This is a genomic window from Pyxidicoccus sp. M15, assembly GCF_056858435.1.
The window spans coordinates 4353881-4370107 of the sequence record NZ_CM166495.1; the positions used below are offsets into that span (position 1 = coordinate 4353881).

Sequence of the window (16227 nt, forward strand, 5' to 3'; positions counted from 1 at the left end):
CGTCGGGTCTCCGGTCCGGCCCAGGCATCTGGGCCGGACCGCTCGGCGCTCACGCGGGGAAGAGCTGACGGCCGAGCCAGAAGAGGAGGGGAATTCCGAGGAGCACGATGGGGAACACCCGGACCGCGCCCCCGGCGAGTCCTCTCCACGTCAGCGCGCTTTCCTGAAACGCGCGGCGGAGCAGGAAGGTCGTCACCGGGAGGATGCAGAGCAGCGCGGTGCCGAGCCCCGGCGCGTAGCGTCCGAGCACCAGCGTGGCGAGCAGGTGGGGGAAGAAGACATTGAGGAGCATCGCGGCCGAGGCGGCGAAGAACGCCTGGAGCCAGCGGCCTCCTCGCCGGAGCGCCATCCACGTCAGCCAGTAGCCCGCGACGGTGAGCACGGCGACGGCGAAGCGGAATTCCGCGGCCCCCACGGGCGGATGGAAGGCGCCCGCGCTCGCGGACCAGCCGGGCAGCCAGAGGGCCTCCTCCAGGTTGTGGAGTGTCAGGGCCACCGGGAAGAGCCACAGGGCGCGGGGGGTGGAGTGGCGTGAGGCGCTCTTCATGGGAACCCGTGGGCGACGTGAGGCTCGCAGTGTAGGGCCCGCCGCGCTCCGGACATGAGCGCGGTCTCCGTTGCCGGCAACCCCGTCCTCGTTCCGCCTGGCGGAACGGGCGGAAGTCGACCGGGTGTCTTTCCCCGCATCTCGACGGCCCGGTCCGGGGAGCGCGCTGTACATTGCGCTCGCAACCGGTTCAGGAGGACGCGATGGGCTGCTGCCACTACCACCCCGTCGGCGAGGGCTGCGACGGCGCCTTCACCGTGGACACGTCCCGGGTCACCTTCGGACGGGGCTGTCTCGCGGAGCTGGGGGACCGGGCCCGGGCGCTGGGAATGAAGCGCGTGGCGCTGTTCTCCGACGCGCGCGTGGCGCGGCTGTCCTTCTTCGAGAAGGCCCGCCAGTCACTGCTCGCCGCCGGGCTGGACGTGGTCGTCTTCACCGACGTGCACGTCGAGCCCACGGACAGGTCCTTCCTGGACGCGGTGCGCTTCGCGGTGGAGGCGAAGCCGGACGGCTACGTGTCGCTGGGCGGCGGCTCGGTCATCGACACGTGCAAGGCCGCCAACCTCTACGCCACGCACCCGGCGGACTTCCTCACGTACGTCAACGCGCCCGTCGGGGCGGGCAAGCCGGTGCCCGGCCCGCTCGCGCCGCACATCGCATGCCCCACCACGTCGGGCACGGGCAGCGAGGTGACGGGCATCACCATCTGCGATTTGCTCTCCCTGTCCGCGAAGACGGGCATCGCGTCGCCCGCGCTGAGGCCCACGGAGGCGCTCATCGACCCGGACTGCACCGCGAGCCTGCCCGGAGAAGTCGTCGCCGCCAGCGGGCTGGACGTGCTCTCGCACGCGCTGGAGTCCTATACCGCGCGGCCCTACGTGCGCCGGCCCGCCCCCGCGCGACCGAGCCTCCGGCCCATGAGCCAGGGCGCCAACCCCTGGAGCGACCTGGGCTGCCGTGAGGCACTTCGCCTGATGGGCCTGTACCTGGAGCGCGCGGTGAAGGACGCCTCGGACGCCGAGGCCCGCGAGCAGACGATGTGGGCCGCCACGCTCGCAGGCATCGCCTTCGGCAACGCGGGCGTCCATGCGCCGCATGGCATGGCCTACTCGGTGGCCGGGCTGGTGCGCGACTTCCGACCGTCCGGCTATCCCGACGATGAGCCCCTGGTGCCGCATGGCATGGCCGTCATCGTGAATGCGCCCTCCGTGTTCCGCTTCACGGCGGAGGTCAGCCCCGAGCGGCACCTGGAGGCCGCGCGGGGGCTGGGCGCGGACACGCGGGGCGCCCGGCCGGAGGACGCGGGCGAGGTGCTCGCGCGGGAAATCATCCGCATCATGCGCGCGGTGGGCATGCCGAACGGGCTGGGCGGGGTCGGCTACACCGAGGCGGACGTCGCGGCCCTCACGGAGGGCGCCTTCCCGCAGCAGCGCCTCTTGCAGAACGCGCCGCGCGAGATGAGCCGGCCGGTGCTCACGGACCTGTTCCGGCAGGCGTTGCGCTACTGGTAGTCCACCTGGAGGAGGCCACCACCGTGTCCGAGGTCGAGTCCGACGAGCGCTACCGTTACTTCCTGCCCATCACCACGCGGTGGATGGACAACGACGTGTACGGCCACATCAACAACGTCACCTACTACAGCTACTTCGACACGGTCGCGAACCACTTCCTCATCCACGAGGGCGGCCTGGACATCCACACCGCGTCCATCATCGGTCTGGTGGTGGAGTCGAAGTGCGCCTACCGGGCGCCGCTCGCGTACCCGGACCGGCTCCGCGCGGGGCTGCGTGTGGACAGGCTCGGCACCCGCTCCGTCACCTACGGCATCGGCATCTTCAAGGAGGGGGAGGCGCAGGCGGCGGCCCACGGTTATTTCGTGCACGTCTTCGTGGACCGCCAGACTCGCAAGGCGGTGGCCATGCCGGAGCGATTGCGTGAGGCGCTCGCGCGCATCTCCGTGGCCTAGGGAATCGACGTTTCGCGCGTCCCGCACTACAACCCGCTGGGTGATGCGAACCTTCCTGTGTGTCTCGTGGCTCGTCGCGGCGACCGCCGCCGCGCAAGGTACTCCCGACGCGGGCACGCGTGTGCCGCTCCAGTCCGTGGTGGACTCGCTCGTCCAGGAGGCCGCGCGCATCTCGCCGGGCACCGATGTGGCCATCGCCGTGAAGGACCTGCGCACCGGGGAGTACGCGGGCGCGCACGACACGGTGCCGCATGTCTCCGCCAGCTCGGCCAAGGTGTTCTGGGTGGCCGCCGCGCTGAAGAAGGTCGACCTGGCCAAGGTCGCCCCGCTCGCGGAGAAGGTCTTCCGCACCTCCGACAACGAGGCCACGGGGCTCGTCATCGACGCGGTGGGCGGGCCGGACGCCGTCAATGACTACCTGCGCTCGCTGGGCCTGCTGAACACCGCAATCACGAAGTGGAACTATGGCCGCCCCCGCCGAGCCACCAACTCGCCCCGGGCGCTCGACAATGACAACTACTTCTGCGCGGCCGACGCCGTGTCCTTCCTCCAGCGCCTCGAAGGCGGCGAACTGCTGAAGCCGGGCCCCACCTCGCGCCTCCTCGGATGGATGGAGTTGCCCCGGCGCGAGGGGTGCGGCGGGTGGCTCGGCACGCGGCTGCCGGCCCCGGTGAAGGCGACGCTGCGGCACAAGGCGGGCTGGCTGCCTCCGGGGTGCTGTTCGGATGACGCGCGCTACAACATCCTCAACGAGGTCGGCATCGTGCGGCTGCCGGACGGAGGTCGCTACGCCGTGGCGCTGCTCGCAGCCCACGGCCCGGACTGGCCGAAGCAGGCGTTCTTCGTCGAGCGCGCCTCGTGCGTCCTCTACCGCGCCCTCTCCGGCGAGGCGTCACTGGACTGCGGCGAGGCGCTGGCGAAGCAGGGCGGGCCAGCACCCGTCCCCGTGCCGGATGGGGGAACGCCTCCCAACTACGACTGCGACTGAGGCGGCTCCGCGCTCGCAGGCCGCTGCTTCCGAGAAGACTTCGCGCGGCACCGCGCATCCACGAGGTGCGCGCGAAGTCCGGCGACAGCACGGCGCGAGCCGGTGCTCACCCACGCGAGCACCCGTCCGAACCAACGAGGCGCTCAGGCCGCCGTGACGTGCACCGGAGGACGGCGGGACGCCCACGGGCGGGCCTCCTCCAGCTGTCCCGCGAGGCGGAACAGCGTGGCCTCGTCCGCGAAGCGTCCAGCGAACTGCACGCCGATGGGCAGGCCCTCCGCGTTCCAGTGCAGCGGCACGGACATGGCCGGCTGGCCGGTGACGTTGAACAGCGCGGTGAACGGGCACAGGCCGAAGACGTACGCGTACCAGTCCTCGGGCGCCCGCGGCTCCATCGCGTTCATCGCCCCGAGCTTGTACGGCGGCACCGCCACCGTGGGCGTCAGCAGCATGTCATGCTCGACGAAGAAGGCGCCCACCGTGCGAGACACCGCGTTGAAGGTGGCGAGCGCCGCCTGGAGGTCCACCACCTTGAGGGCCGCGCCGTACCGCGCCACCTCCCACGAGGTGGTCTCCATGTTCTCAGGCCCCGGCGTGCGCCCCATCATCGCCCCGAGCCCATACGCCCAGTTGGCCAGCGCCGCCGCCCACACCGTCGTCATCGCGGAGTTCAGCAGCCGGGCGTCATACGTCGGTGACGCCTCCACCACCTCGTGGCCCAGCTCCACGCACAGTCGCGCCGCGGCCTCGACGGCGGCGACACAGTCGGCGCTCACCGGCACACCCGAGGCGGCCGTCCGGGACAGCGCGATGCGCAGGCGGCGCGGCTTGTGCTTCACCTCGTCCAGGAACGGCCGCTCCGGCGGGGGCGCGTAGTAGGGGTCACCTGGCTCCGGCGCGCAGGTGGCGTCCATCATCGCCGCGCTGTCGCGCACGGTGCGCGACACCACGTGCTCCACGCCCATGCCGTTGAGGGCCTCGGCCACATCCGGGCCGATGGAGATGCGGCCGCGCGTGGGCTTCAGGCCGAAGAGGCCGCACAGGGACGCGGGGATGCGCAGCGAGCCGCCGCCGTCGTTGCCGTGCGCCACCGGGACGATGCCCGCGGCCACCGCCGCCGCCGAGCCGCCGCTGGAGCCCCCCGGACTGCACTCCAGGTTCCACGGGTTGCGCGTGGGCCCGTGGAGGACGGGCTCGGTGGTGGCGTTGTTGCCGAACTCCGGGGTGTTGGTGCGGCCCACCATCACCAGGCCCGCCCGCTTGATGCGCGCCGCCAGCGCGCTGTCGTGGGGGAAGACCACGCCCTTGCCCAGCCGGCTGCCCAGGTCCGTGGGCACGCCCGCGGCATGGAGGACCAGGTCCTTGATGAGGAAGGGCACCCCGCGGAAGGGGCCCTCGGGCAGGCCCTGCTTCAGGAGGTTCCGGGCCTCGGCCTCACGCACGTCGATGACGGCGTTGATTCGTGGATTGACGCGTGCGATGGCCTCCAGCGTCGCCTGCAACAGCTCTTCGGGAGTCACTTCCTTGCGGCGGACCAGCTCCGCCAGTCCCACTGCGTCAAAGCGGCTGTAATCGTCCAGGTGCATGCGTCCTCGCAGGCGCGCCGGGGAAGGAGGCGCTCCGGAGCGCGAACACGAGGATACCCCTGGTTTCACCGGGCGTGCGTCACGGCCCCCGGCCGGCCTCACGGAGGCCGAGCCGTCAGCCAGTGCACCGATTCACGCCAGGCATGGCGAATGCCAACCAGCCGCCCGCCCAAGGTTGTTAGACGAGAGTCCCCGCCCTTCATCCAGCGCCTGTCAGGAGCACGTCGGGGCCCATGAAGAACGACTCGGTCCAGGACATCTTCGCGGTGGGCGGCGAGATGGGGGCGATGATGCGCTCCATCGACTGGTCCCGCACCGCGTTGGGCGCCGTGGAGACCTGGCCCTCCAGCCTGCGCACCGCGCTGGGACTCGTGCTCGGCGGCCGCTTCCCCATGCTCCTCTGGTGGGGTGACGAGCTCATCCAGCTCTACAACGACGCCTACCGCCCCATCCTGGGGGACAAGCACCCCCACTCGCTGGGCGCGCCCGGCCGGCAGGTGTGGGCGGAAATCTGGCCCATCGTCGGCCCCCAGGCGGAGGCCATCCGCGCGGGAGGCCCGGCCACCTGGAACGAGCACCTGCTGCTGCCCATGCAGCGCAAGGGCTACCTGGAGGAGACGTACTTCACCTTCTCCTACAGCCCCGTGCCGGACGAGACGGGCCAGGTGGGCGGCGTCCTGGTGACGTGCCAGGAGACGACGGCCCAGGTCCAGGACGAGCGCCAGCTGCGGGCCCTGCGGGACCTGGGGACCGCGCTCGCGGAGACGCGCTCCGCGGAGGAGGCCTGCGCGGTGGCCGCGCGCATCCTGGGCGGCAACGCCGCGGACGTGCCCTTCTGCCGGCTGCTGCTCGCGGAGAAGGGGGGCACGGAGGCCCGGCAGGTGGCTGCCTCGGGCGTCTCCGGGAGTGACGACCCGGGCGCGCCCGAGCGGGTCTCCCTGACGGAGGACGGGCCGCGCAACGGGCCCTGGCCACTTGCCGAGGTGGCGCGCACCGGACAGCCCCTCGTCGTCCGGGGGCTCGCGCCGCCTCCGGAGCCGGAAGGCGGCGCCGCCCCGCACTCGGCCGTGTGCCTGCCGCTGTCGCGTCCGGGGCAGCCCCACGTGGATGGCTTCCTCGTGTGTGGCGCCAACCCGCGGCGCGGGCTCGACGAGCGCTATCTGGGCTTCTTCCGGCTCGCGGCCGACCAGGTGGTGACGGCCATCGCCAACGCGCGCGCGTGGCAGGAGGAGCGCCAGCGGGCCGAGGCCCTCGCGGAGGCGGACCGCGCGAAGACGCTCTTCTTCAGCAATGTCTCCCACGAGTTCCGCACGCCGCTGACGCTGATGCTGGGGCCGCTGGACGACAGCCTGGAGGACACGCGCCACCCGCTGCCCGCGCCGCAGCGCGAGCGCATGGAGCTGGTCCGCCGCAACGGCCTGCGCCTGCAGAAGCTGGTCAACAGCCTGCTGGACTTCGCGCGAATCGAGGCGGGGCGGGCCCAGGCCACCTTCGTCCCCACGGACCTCTCCGTGCTCACCGCGGACCTGGCCAGCTCGTTCCGCTCGGCCATGGAGGTGGCCGGGCTGGAGTTCGTCGTGGACTGCCCGCCGCTGCCGGAGCCCGTCCACGTCGACCCGTCCGCATGGGAGAAGGTCGTCCTCAACCTCCTCTCCAACGCCTTCAAGCACACCCTGGAGGGCATGGTCCGCGTGTGCCTGCGGTGGCTGGGAGACCGGGTGGAGCTGTCCGTGCAGGACACCGGCACGGGCATCCCCTCCGACGAGCTGCCTCGCGTCTTCGAGCGCTTCCACCGCGTGCAGGGGGCGCTGGGGCGCAGCCACGAGGGCTCCGGCATCGGCCTGGCGCTGGTGCAGGAGCTGGTGAAGCTGCACGGCGGCTCCGTGGGAGTGCGCAGCACCCTGGGCCAGGGCACCACCTTCACGGTGACGCTGTCCTCGGGCACGGCGCACCTGCCCACGGGGGAGCATGGGGAGGGGGCGCGTCCCTTCGTCTCCACCGGCGCCGCGGCCTTCCTCGTGGAGGCCACCCAGTGGAGCAGCCTCCCCGCGGCCACGCCGGACGGTGCTCCCGGGGACGGGGGGCCGTCCGCGCTCCAGGCGGGCGCGCGCATCCTGGTGGCGGACGACAACGCGGACATGCGCGGCTACCTGGTGCGGCTGCTCTCCGCGCACTGGCACGTGGAGGCGGTGGGAGACGGCGTGCAGGCCCTGGCCGCCGCGCGCGCGCGACCGCCCGACCTGGTCCTCTCCGACGTGATGATGCCGAGGCTCGACGGGCTGGGCCTCCTGCGCGAGCTGCGCGCGGACGAGCGCACCCGCACCACGCCGGTGGTGCTCCTGTCCGCCCGGGCCGGCGAGGAGGCCACGGTGGACGCGCTGAAGTCCGGCGCGGACGACTACCTCGTCAAGCCGTTCTCCGCCAACGAGCTGCTCGCCCGCGTCAATGGACAGCTGACCCTGGCCCGCCAGCGGCAGGAGGCGCTCGCCGCGGAGCGCGCGCACGTGGAGGAGGCCACCCGGCTGCTACGTGAGGCGGAGCGGGCCACGCGCTCGCGCGAGGAGATGCTCGCCGTCGTCAGCCACGACCTGCGCACGCCCCTCTCCTCCGTCTTCACGGCGGTGGAGTTGCTGGAGCGCGCGCTCGGAAGCGACGGGCGCGACACCACCGCGCGCAGGCACGCCGCCTCCATCCGGCGCGCGGCCGGGCGCATGCGCCGGCTCATCGGCGACCTGCTGGACCTGGCGAGCATCGACTCCGGGACGCTGTCGCTGGACCGGCACCCGCACGCGCCCGAGGAGCTGGTGCGCGAGGCGCGCGAGGCCTTCGAGTCGCTGGCCCTGGAGAAGGGGCTCAGCTTCACCACCGGCGTGGAGCCCGGGCTGCCGGCGCTGGCCTGTGACAGGGAGCGCGTCTTCCAGGCGCTCTCCAACCTGCTGGCCAACGCCTTCAAGTTCACCCCCGAAGGGGGCCGCGTGGCGCTCCGGGCCGCCGCGGACGGGGAGGGCGGCGTGTGCTTCGCGGTGGAGGACACCGGCGCGGGCATCCCCGCCGACCTGCTGCCCCGCATCTTCGAGCGCCACTGGCACACGACGCAGAAGGGGCGCGAGGGACATGGCCTGGGCCTGCCCATTGCCCACGGCATCGTCGAGGCGCACGGTGGACGCATCCGCGTGGAGAGCACACCGGGGCAGGGGAGCCGCTTCACCTTCCGGCTCCCGGTGGCGTCGCTCCCGGCGCCTCTCCAGCCGCGGCGGGTCGCGGGCGCCGAGGTTCCGCGACTGACGGGCGAGGAGTTCCTGCAGGGCGGCGGTGAGGTCGGGGAGCTGATGCGCTCCACGGACTGGGGGACGACGGAGGCGGGCCCGGTCTCCTCCTGGCCCCAGAGCCTCCGGACCGCCATCAGCATGATGCTCCCGTCGCAGTTCGCGATGGTGGTGGCGTGGGGGCCGGAGTTCCGCTTCTTCTACAACGACCACTACCGGCCCATCATCGGCAACAAGCACCCGACCGCGCTGGGCGCGCCGGCCCGGGACGTCTTCCCCGAGTCGTGGTCCGTCGTGGGCCCCCTGTTCGAGCGGACGCGGCGGGGCGAGTCCGTCGGCCTGGAGGACCTGCTCATCCCGCTGGACCGGAGCGGCTACCTGGAGAACGCCTGGTTCACGATTGCGTACAGCCCCATCCGCGACGAGTCCGGTGGCGTCGGCGGCATGCTCGCGGTGGTGGCCGAGACGACGGTGCGCGTGGAGGCGGAGCGGAGGCTCGCGACGCTGCGCGCGCTGGCGCGGCAGGTGTCCGACGCGAGGACGGTGGACGGGGCGCTCGAGGTCGCCGCGGCCATCTGTTCCAAGAACCCCACCGACGTCCCGTTCGCGCTGCTGTACCTCAACGCGGCAGACGGGCGGAGCGCGCGGCTCGCCGCGTGTGTCGGACTGTCTCCGGGACAGTCGGGCGCGCCCACCGAGGTCGACCTGCGGGAGCCCGGCGACGAGGCGGGCTGGCCGCTCGCGCGGGCGCTGCGCACGCGGCAGTTGGAGGTCGTGACGGACGTGCTCCCGCGTTTCGGTACGCTGCCGGGCGGCACGTGCCCGGAGCCCGCGCACACCGCCGTGGTGCTCCCGCTGGTGAAGGCGGGAACGGACCGGGCCCACGGCTTCCTGGTGGCGGGCGTCAGCCCGCGGCGGGCGCTCGACGAGCGGTACCGCGCCTTCTTCGAGCTGGTGAGCGAGCACGTGACGGCGGCCATCGCGAACGCGACGGCCTACGAGGACGAGCGCCGCCGGGCCTCGGCGCTGGCGGAGTTGGATAGGGCGAAGACGGCCTTCTTCTCCAACCTCAGCCACGAGTTCCGCACGCCGCTGACGCTGCTGCTGGGGCCGGTGGAGGACGCGCGCACGGACGCGTCGAAGCCGCTCACGGGCGAGCGACTGGAGATGATGTGGCGCAATGTCCTGCGCCTGTCGAAGATGGTGAACAGCCTGCTCGACTTCTCCCGCATGGAGGCGGGACGGGCGCAGGCCGCCCTCGTTCCCACCGACCTGTCCGCCTTCACCGCGAGCCTGGCGGGCGCCTTCCTGCCGGCCGCGGAGCACGCCGGGCTGCGGCTGCGCGTGGACTGCCCGCCGCTTCCCGCCCCCGTCCCGGTGGACCCGGAGATGTGGGAGAAGGTCGTGTTCAACCTGCTCTCCAACGCGGTGAAGTACACGCACCAGGGAGAGATTCACGTGTCGCTGCGCTGGGAGGATGCGCACGCCGTGCTCGCCGTGAGGGACACCGGCGTGGGCATCCCCGAGGACGCGCTCCCGCGCCTGTTCGAGCGCTTCTACCGCGTGCGGGCCACGCGCGGGCGCAGCCACGAGGGCACGGGCATCGGCCTGGCGCTGGTGCAGGAGCTGGTGAAGCTCCACGGCGGCACGGTGACGGCGGCGAGCCGGATGGGCGAGGGCAGCACCTTCACGGTGCGTCTTCCCGGCTCCCAGCCGCAGCGGCTCGGGGAAGGCGTCTCGCCGGCGGTGTTGCTCCCCGTCGCCGCCGAGGCGGCGCCCTTCGTCGAGGAGGCGCGGCACTGGTCTCTGCCCATGGCGGAGACGCCCGACGCGCCGGTGCTTGTCGAGGCCCTGTCCGGGGCGCGCTCGGTGCTGGCGGGGGCGCGCATCCTGGTGGCGGATGACAACGCGGACCTGCGCGCGTACGTCACCGGGTTGCTGCGTCAGGATGGCTCACGGGTGGAGGTGGTGGGAGACGGGAGCGCGGCGCTGGCGCGGGCGCGCGAGTGGCGGCCGGACCTCATCCTGTCGGATGTGATGATGCCGGGGCTGGACGGGCTGGCGCTGGTGCGGGAGCTGCGAGCGGAGGCGCGCACGCGGACGCTGCCCATCATCCTGCTGTCCGCGCGGGTGGGCGAGGACGCGACGGTGGAGGGGCTGGAAGCGGGGGCGGACGACTACCTGGTGAAGCCCTTCAGCGCGCGGGAGCTGCGGGCGAGGGTGCGCTCCGCGCTGGAGCTGTCGCGGGTGCGGCAGGAGGTGGCGGCCCACGAGGCGCTCGAGGCGTCCCTGCGGGAGGCGGTGCGGGCCCGGGACGAGTTCCTCTCCGCCGCGAGCCATGAGCTGAAGACGCCGCTGGCCGCGTTCCGGCTGAACCTGGAGCTCATCGACAAGGGGCTCAGCCCGGACTCGCGCGACCGCGTCCACGAGAAGCTGCTGGCGGCGGGCCGTCAGGTGCGGCGGCTGCATGTGCTGCTGGAGCGGATGCTCGACGTGACGCTCATCACCACCGGCCGGTTCCAGTTGTCCCTGGGCGAGACGGACCTGGGCGCGCTGGTGATGGACACGGTGGCGCACGTGCGCGACGAGCTGAAGCGCGCGGGGACTCCGCTGGAGGTCCACGCCGAGCGCGGGCTGCTGGGCCACGTGGACCCGGCGCGGCTGGGGCAGGTGCTCACGGGGCTGTTGCAGAACGCGGCGGCGTACGGGCAGGGCAGGGCGGTGGAGGTGCACCTCGACCGGTGCGGGGACATGGCGCGGCTGGGCGTCGTGGACCACGGCATGGGCATCCGGCCTGAAGACCGGGCGCGCATCTTCGAGCGCTTCGAGCGGGCCGTGTCGACGCGGCATCACAGCGGACTGGGCCTGGGACTGTGGACGGCGCGGGTCATCGTGGAGGCGCACGGAGGCACCATCTCCGTGGAGGACACGCCGGGCGGCGGGGCGACGTTCATCGTGGAGCTGCCGCTCCGGGTGGCAAAGGCAGACAGTGACGTTGTCGTTGCCCGCCAGGCGTGACGTCGATTGTGAGTGCAGGAGCGGTGGTAGGGTTTGGCCCCTATGCGAACTCTTCGTGCGCTCTGGTTGGTGGTTTTTGCAGTGTCCTGGTTGGGCTGCTCCACCGTCCAGTCCCCCATGCAGCAGGCCTGGGCAGAGGGGGAGGTGGAGTGCCACGCGCCTGATGACGACCAGTGCGTCGCGCTCCTGTGTCTGGGGGATACCTGTGGCTTCTATCGCTGCGGGGATCTGCCCGGTGAAGTCGAGCTGGCGCGGTTTCCCCCTTCGCGCCCGCCCGCTGCGGCCGCGGCTCCGGGCATGGGGCCCCGGCGAAACTGGGGTGGTGCGCAGGAACTCCCGCGTGGCGCCGTCATGGTGTTCCCCAGCTGGAACGGTGGCCCCGACCGGGTCATCCCTCCTTCACATCAGCTCACGCCCGGCCGTTGGGAGAAGCACCACATCTTTCCCCAGGCTGAAGACCTTGCGAGCTGGTTCAAGATCAGGGGCGTCAGCGTCCACGACTTCACCATGCCGATTCCGCGTGAAGTCCACAGGCGGATTCACGACGGCGCGCGTGGGGGCCCGTGGAACAACGCGTGGCGACAGTTCAGGAGGCAGAACGAAATTGCGACCCCCATGGAGATATACAAGCACGCGGGGGAGCTGATTCACCGCTTCGAGCTCATCGGTGGACCCATCAAGCCCTATTATTCCCGCCCTGGAACGTGAGGACCGATGGCTCGGTTTTTTGAGTTGCTACAGGACGAAGCAGTGATTCGAGGGCGTTACAACGGGGAGTTCGACGCTGCGCACAAGTGGAAGCTGCCCGGCGCGAGCTGCCACACCTGCGGAGCCATTTGGGGAGTTGCCGGGCACCAGTATCCCGCCGTGGACCTATCGCAACTGCCGGAGCGAAAGGAGTTCGAGGAGGCAAGGCCCGAGCCCTTCTCCGAGTTCGCGCGCCTGCGAGAGTTGGTACGTCCCCTTTCGCCTCCCAATGCGTCCCTTCCTCCTGGAACGAGTTTTGGCCCACTGGTGGGTCGCGCCTTCGGCAAGTTCGGCCCCTTCACCTCACAGGGGGACATCACATGGCTGGTGCTTCGAGACACGCTGGAGCGCCTCCGGGCGGAAGGCGTACGCGGGCTGCTGGGCTGCGGGACGGAGCTGCGATTCCGTCAGAAGGACCCGCCAGAGTTGCTGGAACTGCAGATTGAGCCACGGGGCCGGCTCCACCCGGACTGCATTCCCCCGGAGGTGCCTCCACCGTGCCCGACCTGTGGCCGGCACGCCTTCCGGCTGCCTGATGAACCCATCCTGGACGCGGCGTCGTTGCCGACGGAGCTGGACCTGTTCCGCGTGGGCAACTTCTCCACGGTGATTGTTGGCACCGAGCGGTTCATGGAGACGGTGCGCCGCCTGGAACTGGACGGCATCACCTTCCGCGAGCTGCCAACACGCTGACGGCGGCCCGCCGCCTCTGAGTGGAGCGGCGGGTCCGGAGCGGTGACTACCGGCGCAGCCGCACGCGCAGCAGGGGCCGCAGCGACGGGCGCTCGGTGCCGTCCACGGCGATGGGGGTAATTGAAATCTCCCCCTCTTCCAGCGCGGTGGTATCCGCGCCCGCTTCCGTCTCCGGCGCGCACGTGGTGGACAGCCCGCAGATGGGGCCCTGCGAGATGTACGTGTCCGGCGTGTTGGGGACGGGGAGGTACGTCGGGCGCACCACCTCCGCGTGGCCGATGGACGTCACGCTCGGCCCGTCCACCTGCGACGCGTCGAACTTGCCGGCCTCGTCCAACACCACCGGGTAGTTCACGTTGAGCGCGATGCGGTCCGGCAGCAGGCGCCCATCCGGGCCCGCCGTGTCACGCAGCTGCTCGGCCAGGTCCTTCACGTACGTCGCCACCGTGGGCGCCGCCGCCAGCGTCTGGGAGAACCCCGTCCCCGAGTCCGCCAGGTTGAGCCCGATGCTCACCGCGATGGACGCAACCCCTTCCTCCGCCCCCGCCACCGCCGCGCCCACCGTGCCCGAGTGATTCACCGCACGGCCCACGTTCTGCCCGTAGTTCATGCCCGAAATCACCAGGTCCGGCTTCTGCGCGCCGAACACCACGGACAGTCCGAACAGCACCGCGTCCGCCGGCGTCCCCGTCAGCGCCCACGACGCCCCCGTCCCCGTCCCGCAGGGGAACGTCCCGCGCGTCGTGCGCATCAACGCGTTGAGCGTGAGCGCGCCGCTGGTGCCGCTGCGGTCCGCCGACGGCGCCACCACCGTCACCTCATGGCCCGCGGCACACAGCGTGTCCCGCAGGATGCGCATTCCCGCGCCGTTGATGCCGTCATCCGTCGTCAGGAGGATGCGCAGCGGGCGGGACTCGGCGGACGCCTTGGACGGGGAAGAGGGCTGCTGGGGAACGGCCTGGGCCTGCGTGCCCAGTCCGAGCACTGCCGCGGTGAGGAGCGAGACGAATCGGTGGTTGTGCATGTGTCCCTCGAGCGAGCGCGACGAGGCCTCACGCAGGGCCCTCCCTTGGGCCCCGAGTCCCCCCGCCAACGCTTCAACAACAGAACGAAACGGGCCGCCCGATGTCGCAGCCCGACACACGAAAACAGCAAAATTGTTCCACTGAACTGGACACGTTTTGCGGGCCTGGCGTGTCTTTCCAGGCGCATTCCACTAAGAGGATGGCTCCGTTCGTCTCTCGGAGTGAGAAGGGAGCCTCGTCATGCCCGTGAATCACCGTCTGGCCAGCCATGGAGTGCTGGCCGCCCTGTCCTTCACCCTCGGCCTGGGCTGCGGCCCGGTGGAGGAGGAGCTGTCCCTCCCCGTCGCCGCCCCCGAGCCCACCGCCGCAGCCACCCAGGCGCTGGCGGTCCCCGGCTTCGCGGAGCTGCACCACCACATGTTCGCGGAGGAGGCCTTCGGCGGCGGCTGGTTCCACGGCGGCCACCTGGGCACGCTCGCCAGCTGCGACGGCGGACTTCCGGAGAGCGACCATGCCCGCGTCCGCATGGACCTGAGCAACATGCTCAACCTGTGTCCCAACTCCGGCAGCGTGGACCTGAGCGGCGTGCCCATCCTCTCCGCCTTCTTCGGCATCGGCGGCGCGGTGGCCTCCGAGTACATCGGCAAGATTGAGGGCACCGAGGGCGACACCGGCGTCCACCTGGGCCGCGCCACCGTGAATACGCAGTGGCCCCGCTGGGACACGATTGCGCACCAGCAGTCGTGGCAGGGCTGGCTCCGGCAGGCGCACCAGGGCGGCATGTCCCTGGTGATGGTGTCGCTGGTCAGCAACGAGTTCCTCTGCAAGGCGCTGCCGTACGACAACCTCAAGCGCCCCTGCGACGAGATGGCGGACGTGGAGCTCCAGCTCCAGATGGCGCGCACCTTCGACGCCAGCAACGACTGGGTGGAGATTGCCCTGTCGCCCGCGCACGCGCGCAACATCATCAACTCCGGCCGGCTGGCGATGGTGCTCTCCATCGAGGCGAGCAAGCTGTTCGGCACGAAGGACTGGCGCACGGAGCTGGACCGCTTCTACGCGCTGGGCGTCCGCTCGCTCCAGCCGGTGCACCAGCTGGACAACCGCTTCGGCGGCGCGGCGCTGCACAACCCCATCTTCCAGGCCGCCCAGTTCCTGGAGAACTGCCGCATCGACTACGACTGCGGCGTGACGACGGACACCTTCACGCTCGGCTTCGACGTGTACCGGGACGCCGCCGGCAACTGCCGCAACACGCGCGGCCTCACCGAGGACGGCAAGGCGCTGCTCCAGGCGATGATGGCCAGGGGCATGCTCATCGACGTGGCGCACGTGTCGGAGAAGGGCCTGCAGGACGCCTACGCCGTCGCCCAGGCGAACGCGTACTACCCGCTGGTCATCTCCCACGGCCACTTCCGCGAGGTGATGAACCCCGAGCTGGCGGACGACGAGAAGACGACGCCCGCGTGGGCGGTGCGCTACCTGCGGCAGACGGGCGGCATGTTCGGCCTGCGCACCGCGCACGACGAGACGCGCGCGTACACGAAGTCCGGCGTGGCCAACAACTGCCAGGGCTCCACGCGCTCGCTGGCGCAGGCGTACGAGTTCGGCCGCCAGGGCCTCAAGGTGCCCATGGCCTTCGGCGCGGACCTCAACGGCTTCATCCAGCAGACGCGGCCGCGCTTCGGTGACAACGGCGCGTGCTCGGCGGGCTTCAGGGCGGAGGCGGACGCGCAGTCCCGTCAGCAGACGCTGGGCGGCCCGGCGCGCCTGGGCACCGGCTTCGACGAGTTCGGCCTCGCGCACGTGGGCATGCTGCCGGACCTCCTGAGGGATTTGGGCCGCGTGGGCGCCAACACCACCGCGCTGTCCGGCTCCTCGGAGTCCTTCCTGCGCGTGTGGGAGCGCGCGTCCGGCCCGCGCACCGGCATGGCGGACGCGGCGGCGGACATCGATACCACCGGCGTCGCTCCGTACGTGGCCAAGGCCACCCGCGAGGCGGCGTATCCCGTGCTGTGCGGTGAGCACTACTCGCCGCAGTCCAAGGACCTGGGCCAGGCGTGCCGCTTCGACCAGGAGTGCGTCAACAACACGTGCAGCTCCGGGGACTGCGGCTCCGTCGGCATCTGCACCTGCAACAACGACGCGGAATGCGGCACCGGCCGGTACTGCGGCTACGCCCTCAACGAGGGGAAGTGCCAGAACAAGAAGCCGAAGGGCGCCTCCTGTCTGTACGGCCGGGAATGCCTGTCCGGCTCGTGCAGCTGGCTGTCCTGCCGCTGAGCGCCCGGGATTGAACCCTGGCCGGCCCTCGAGGCCGGCCGGGGTCCTCCGCGCATGCGCCGCGCCCCGCTGTTGTTCGCGGGGCGCCTGTCCGGCGTCGGGGCATCC

At 71.6% G+C, this 16227-nt stretch carries 10 protein-coding genes; 7 read left to right on the forward strand and 3 right to left on the reverse strand.

The annotated features are described in order from the left end of the window. Nucleotides 1-49 precede the first annotated feature (49 nt). Nucleotides 50-547 carry an HXXEE domain-containing protein gene (locus ACX9TP_RS16420; protein ID WP_482980665.1) on the reverse strand — a complete coding sequence of 166 codons (498 nt, stop codon included), beginning with the start codon at nucleotides 545-547 and terminating at the stop codon, nucleotides 50-52. Nucleotides 548-750: 203 nt separating this feature from the next. On the opposite strand from ACX9TP_RS16420, the gene ACX9TP_RS16425 reads away from it, so the two are divergent. From ACX9TP_RS16425 to ACX9TP_RS16435, 3 genes are read left to right on the forward strand one after another with little or no spacing between them, the layout of a single operon-like run. Then, nucleotides 751-2058, forward strand: coding sequence for a hydroxyacid-oxoacid transhydrogenase (locus tag ACX9TP_RS16425; protein WP_482980666.1), 1308 nt, complete (start codon nucleotides 751-753; stop codon nucleotides 2056-2058). Between the two features lie 23 nt (nucleotides 2059-2081). Next, a complete protein-coding gene (locus tag ACX9TP_RS16430; protein WP_482980667.1) occupies nucleotides 2082-2513 on the forward strand; it encodes an acyl-CoA thioesterase in 432 nt (143 codons plus the stop codon). A gap of 43 nt (nucleotides 2514-2556) precedes the next feature. Then, on the forward strand, nucleotides 2557-3501 hold the full coding sequence (locus ACX9TP_RS16435; protein ID WP_482980668.1) for a serine hydrolase: 945 nt from the start codon (nucleotides 2557-2559) through the stop codon (nucleotides 3499-3501). Nucleotides 3502-3644: 143 nt separating this feature from the next. Here ACX9TP_RS16435 and ACX9TP_RS16440 read toward each other — a convergent pair whose 3' ends face one another. Next, nucleotides 3645-5087 (reverse strand): amidase, encoded by a 1443-nt coding sequence (locus ACX9TP_RS16440; protein WP_482980669.1) that lies wholly within the window; start codon nucleotides 5085-5087, stop codon nucleotides 3645-3647. A 233-nt stretch (nucleotides 5088-5320) separates the two neighbouring features. Here ACX9TP_RS16440 and ACX9TP_RS16445 point away from each other — a divergent pair, with 233 nt between their 5' ends. Genes ACX9TP_RS16445 through sitI6 form a run of 3 tightly spaced genes read left to right on the forward strand, consistent with a single transcriptional unit; the run spans nucleotide 5321 to nucleotide 12811 of the window. After that, on the forward strand, nucleotides 5321-11371 hold the full coding sequence (locus ACX9TP_RS16445) for an ATP-binding protein (protein WP_482980670.1): 6051 nt from the start codon (nucleotides 5321-5323) through the stop codon (nucleotides 11369-11371). 42 nt (nucleotides 11372-11413) lie between these two features. Next, complete coding sequence (sitA6, locus tag ACX9TP_RS16450; RefSeq protein ID WP_482980671.1) at nucleotides 11414-12079, forward strand: SitA6 family polymorphic toxin lipoprotein; 666 nt, start codon at nucleotides 11414-11416, stop codon at nucleotides 12077-12079. Between the two features lie 6 nt (nucleotides 12080-12085). Then, a complete protein-coding gene (gene sitI6 / locus ACX9TP_RS16455) occupies nucleotides 12086-12811 on the forward strand; it encodes a SitI6 family double-CXXCG motif immunity protein (RefSeq protein WP_482980672.1) in 726 nt (241 codons plus the stop codon). 46 nt (nucleotides 12812-12857) lie between these two features. Here the strand turns inward: sitI6 and surE are convergent, their stop codons facing one another. Further along, on the reverse strand, nucleotides 12858-13835 hold the full coding sequence (surE, locus tag ACX9TP_RS16460; RefSeq protein WP_482980673.1) for a 5'/3'-nucleotidase SurE: 978 nt from the start codon (nucleotides 13833-13835) through the stop codon (nucleotides 12858-12860). 241 nt (nucleotides 13836-14076) lie between these two features. Between surE and ACX9TP_RS16465 the strand changes: the two genes are divergently transcribed. Then, complete coding sequence (locus tag ACX9TP_RS16465; RefSeq protein WP_482980674.1) at nucleotides 14077-16119, forward strand: membrane dipeptidase; 2043 nt, start codon at nucleotides 14077-14079, stop codon at nucleotides 16117-16119. Nucleotides 16120-16227 lie beyond the last annotated feature (108 nt).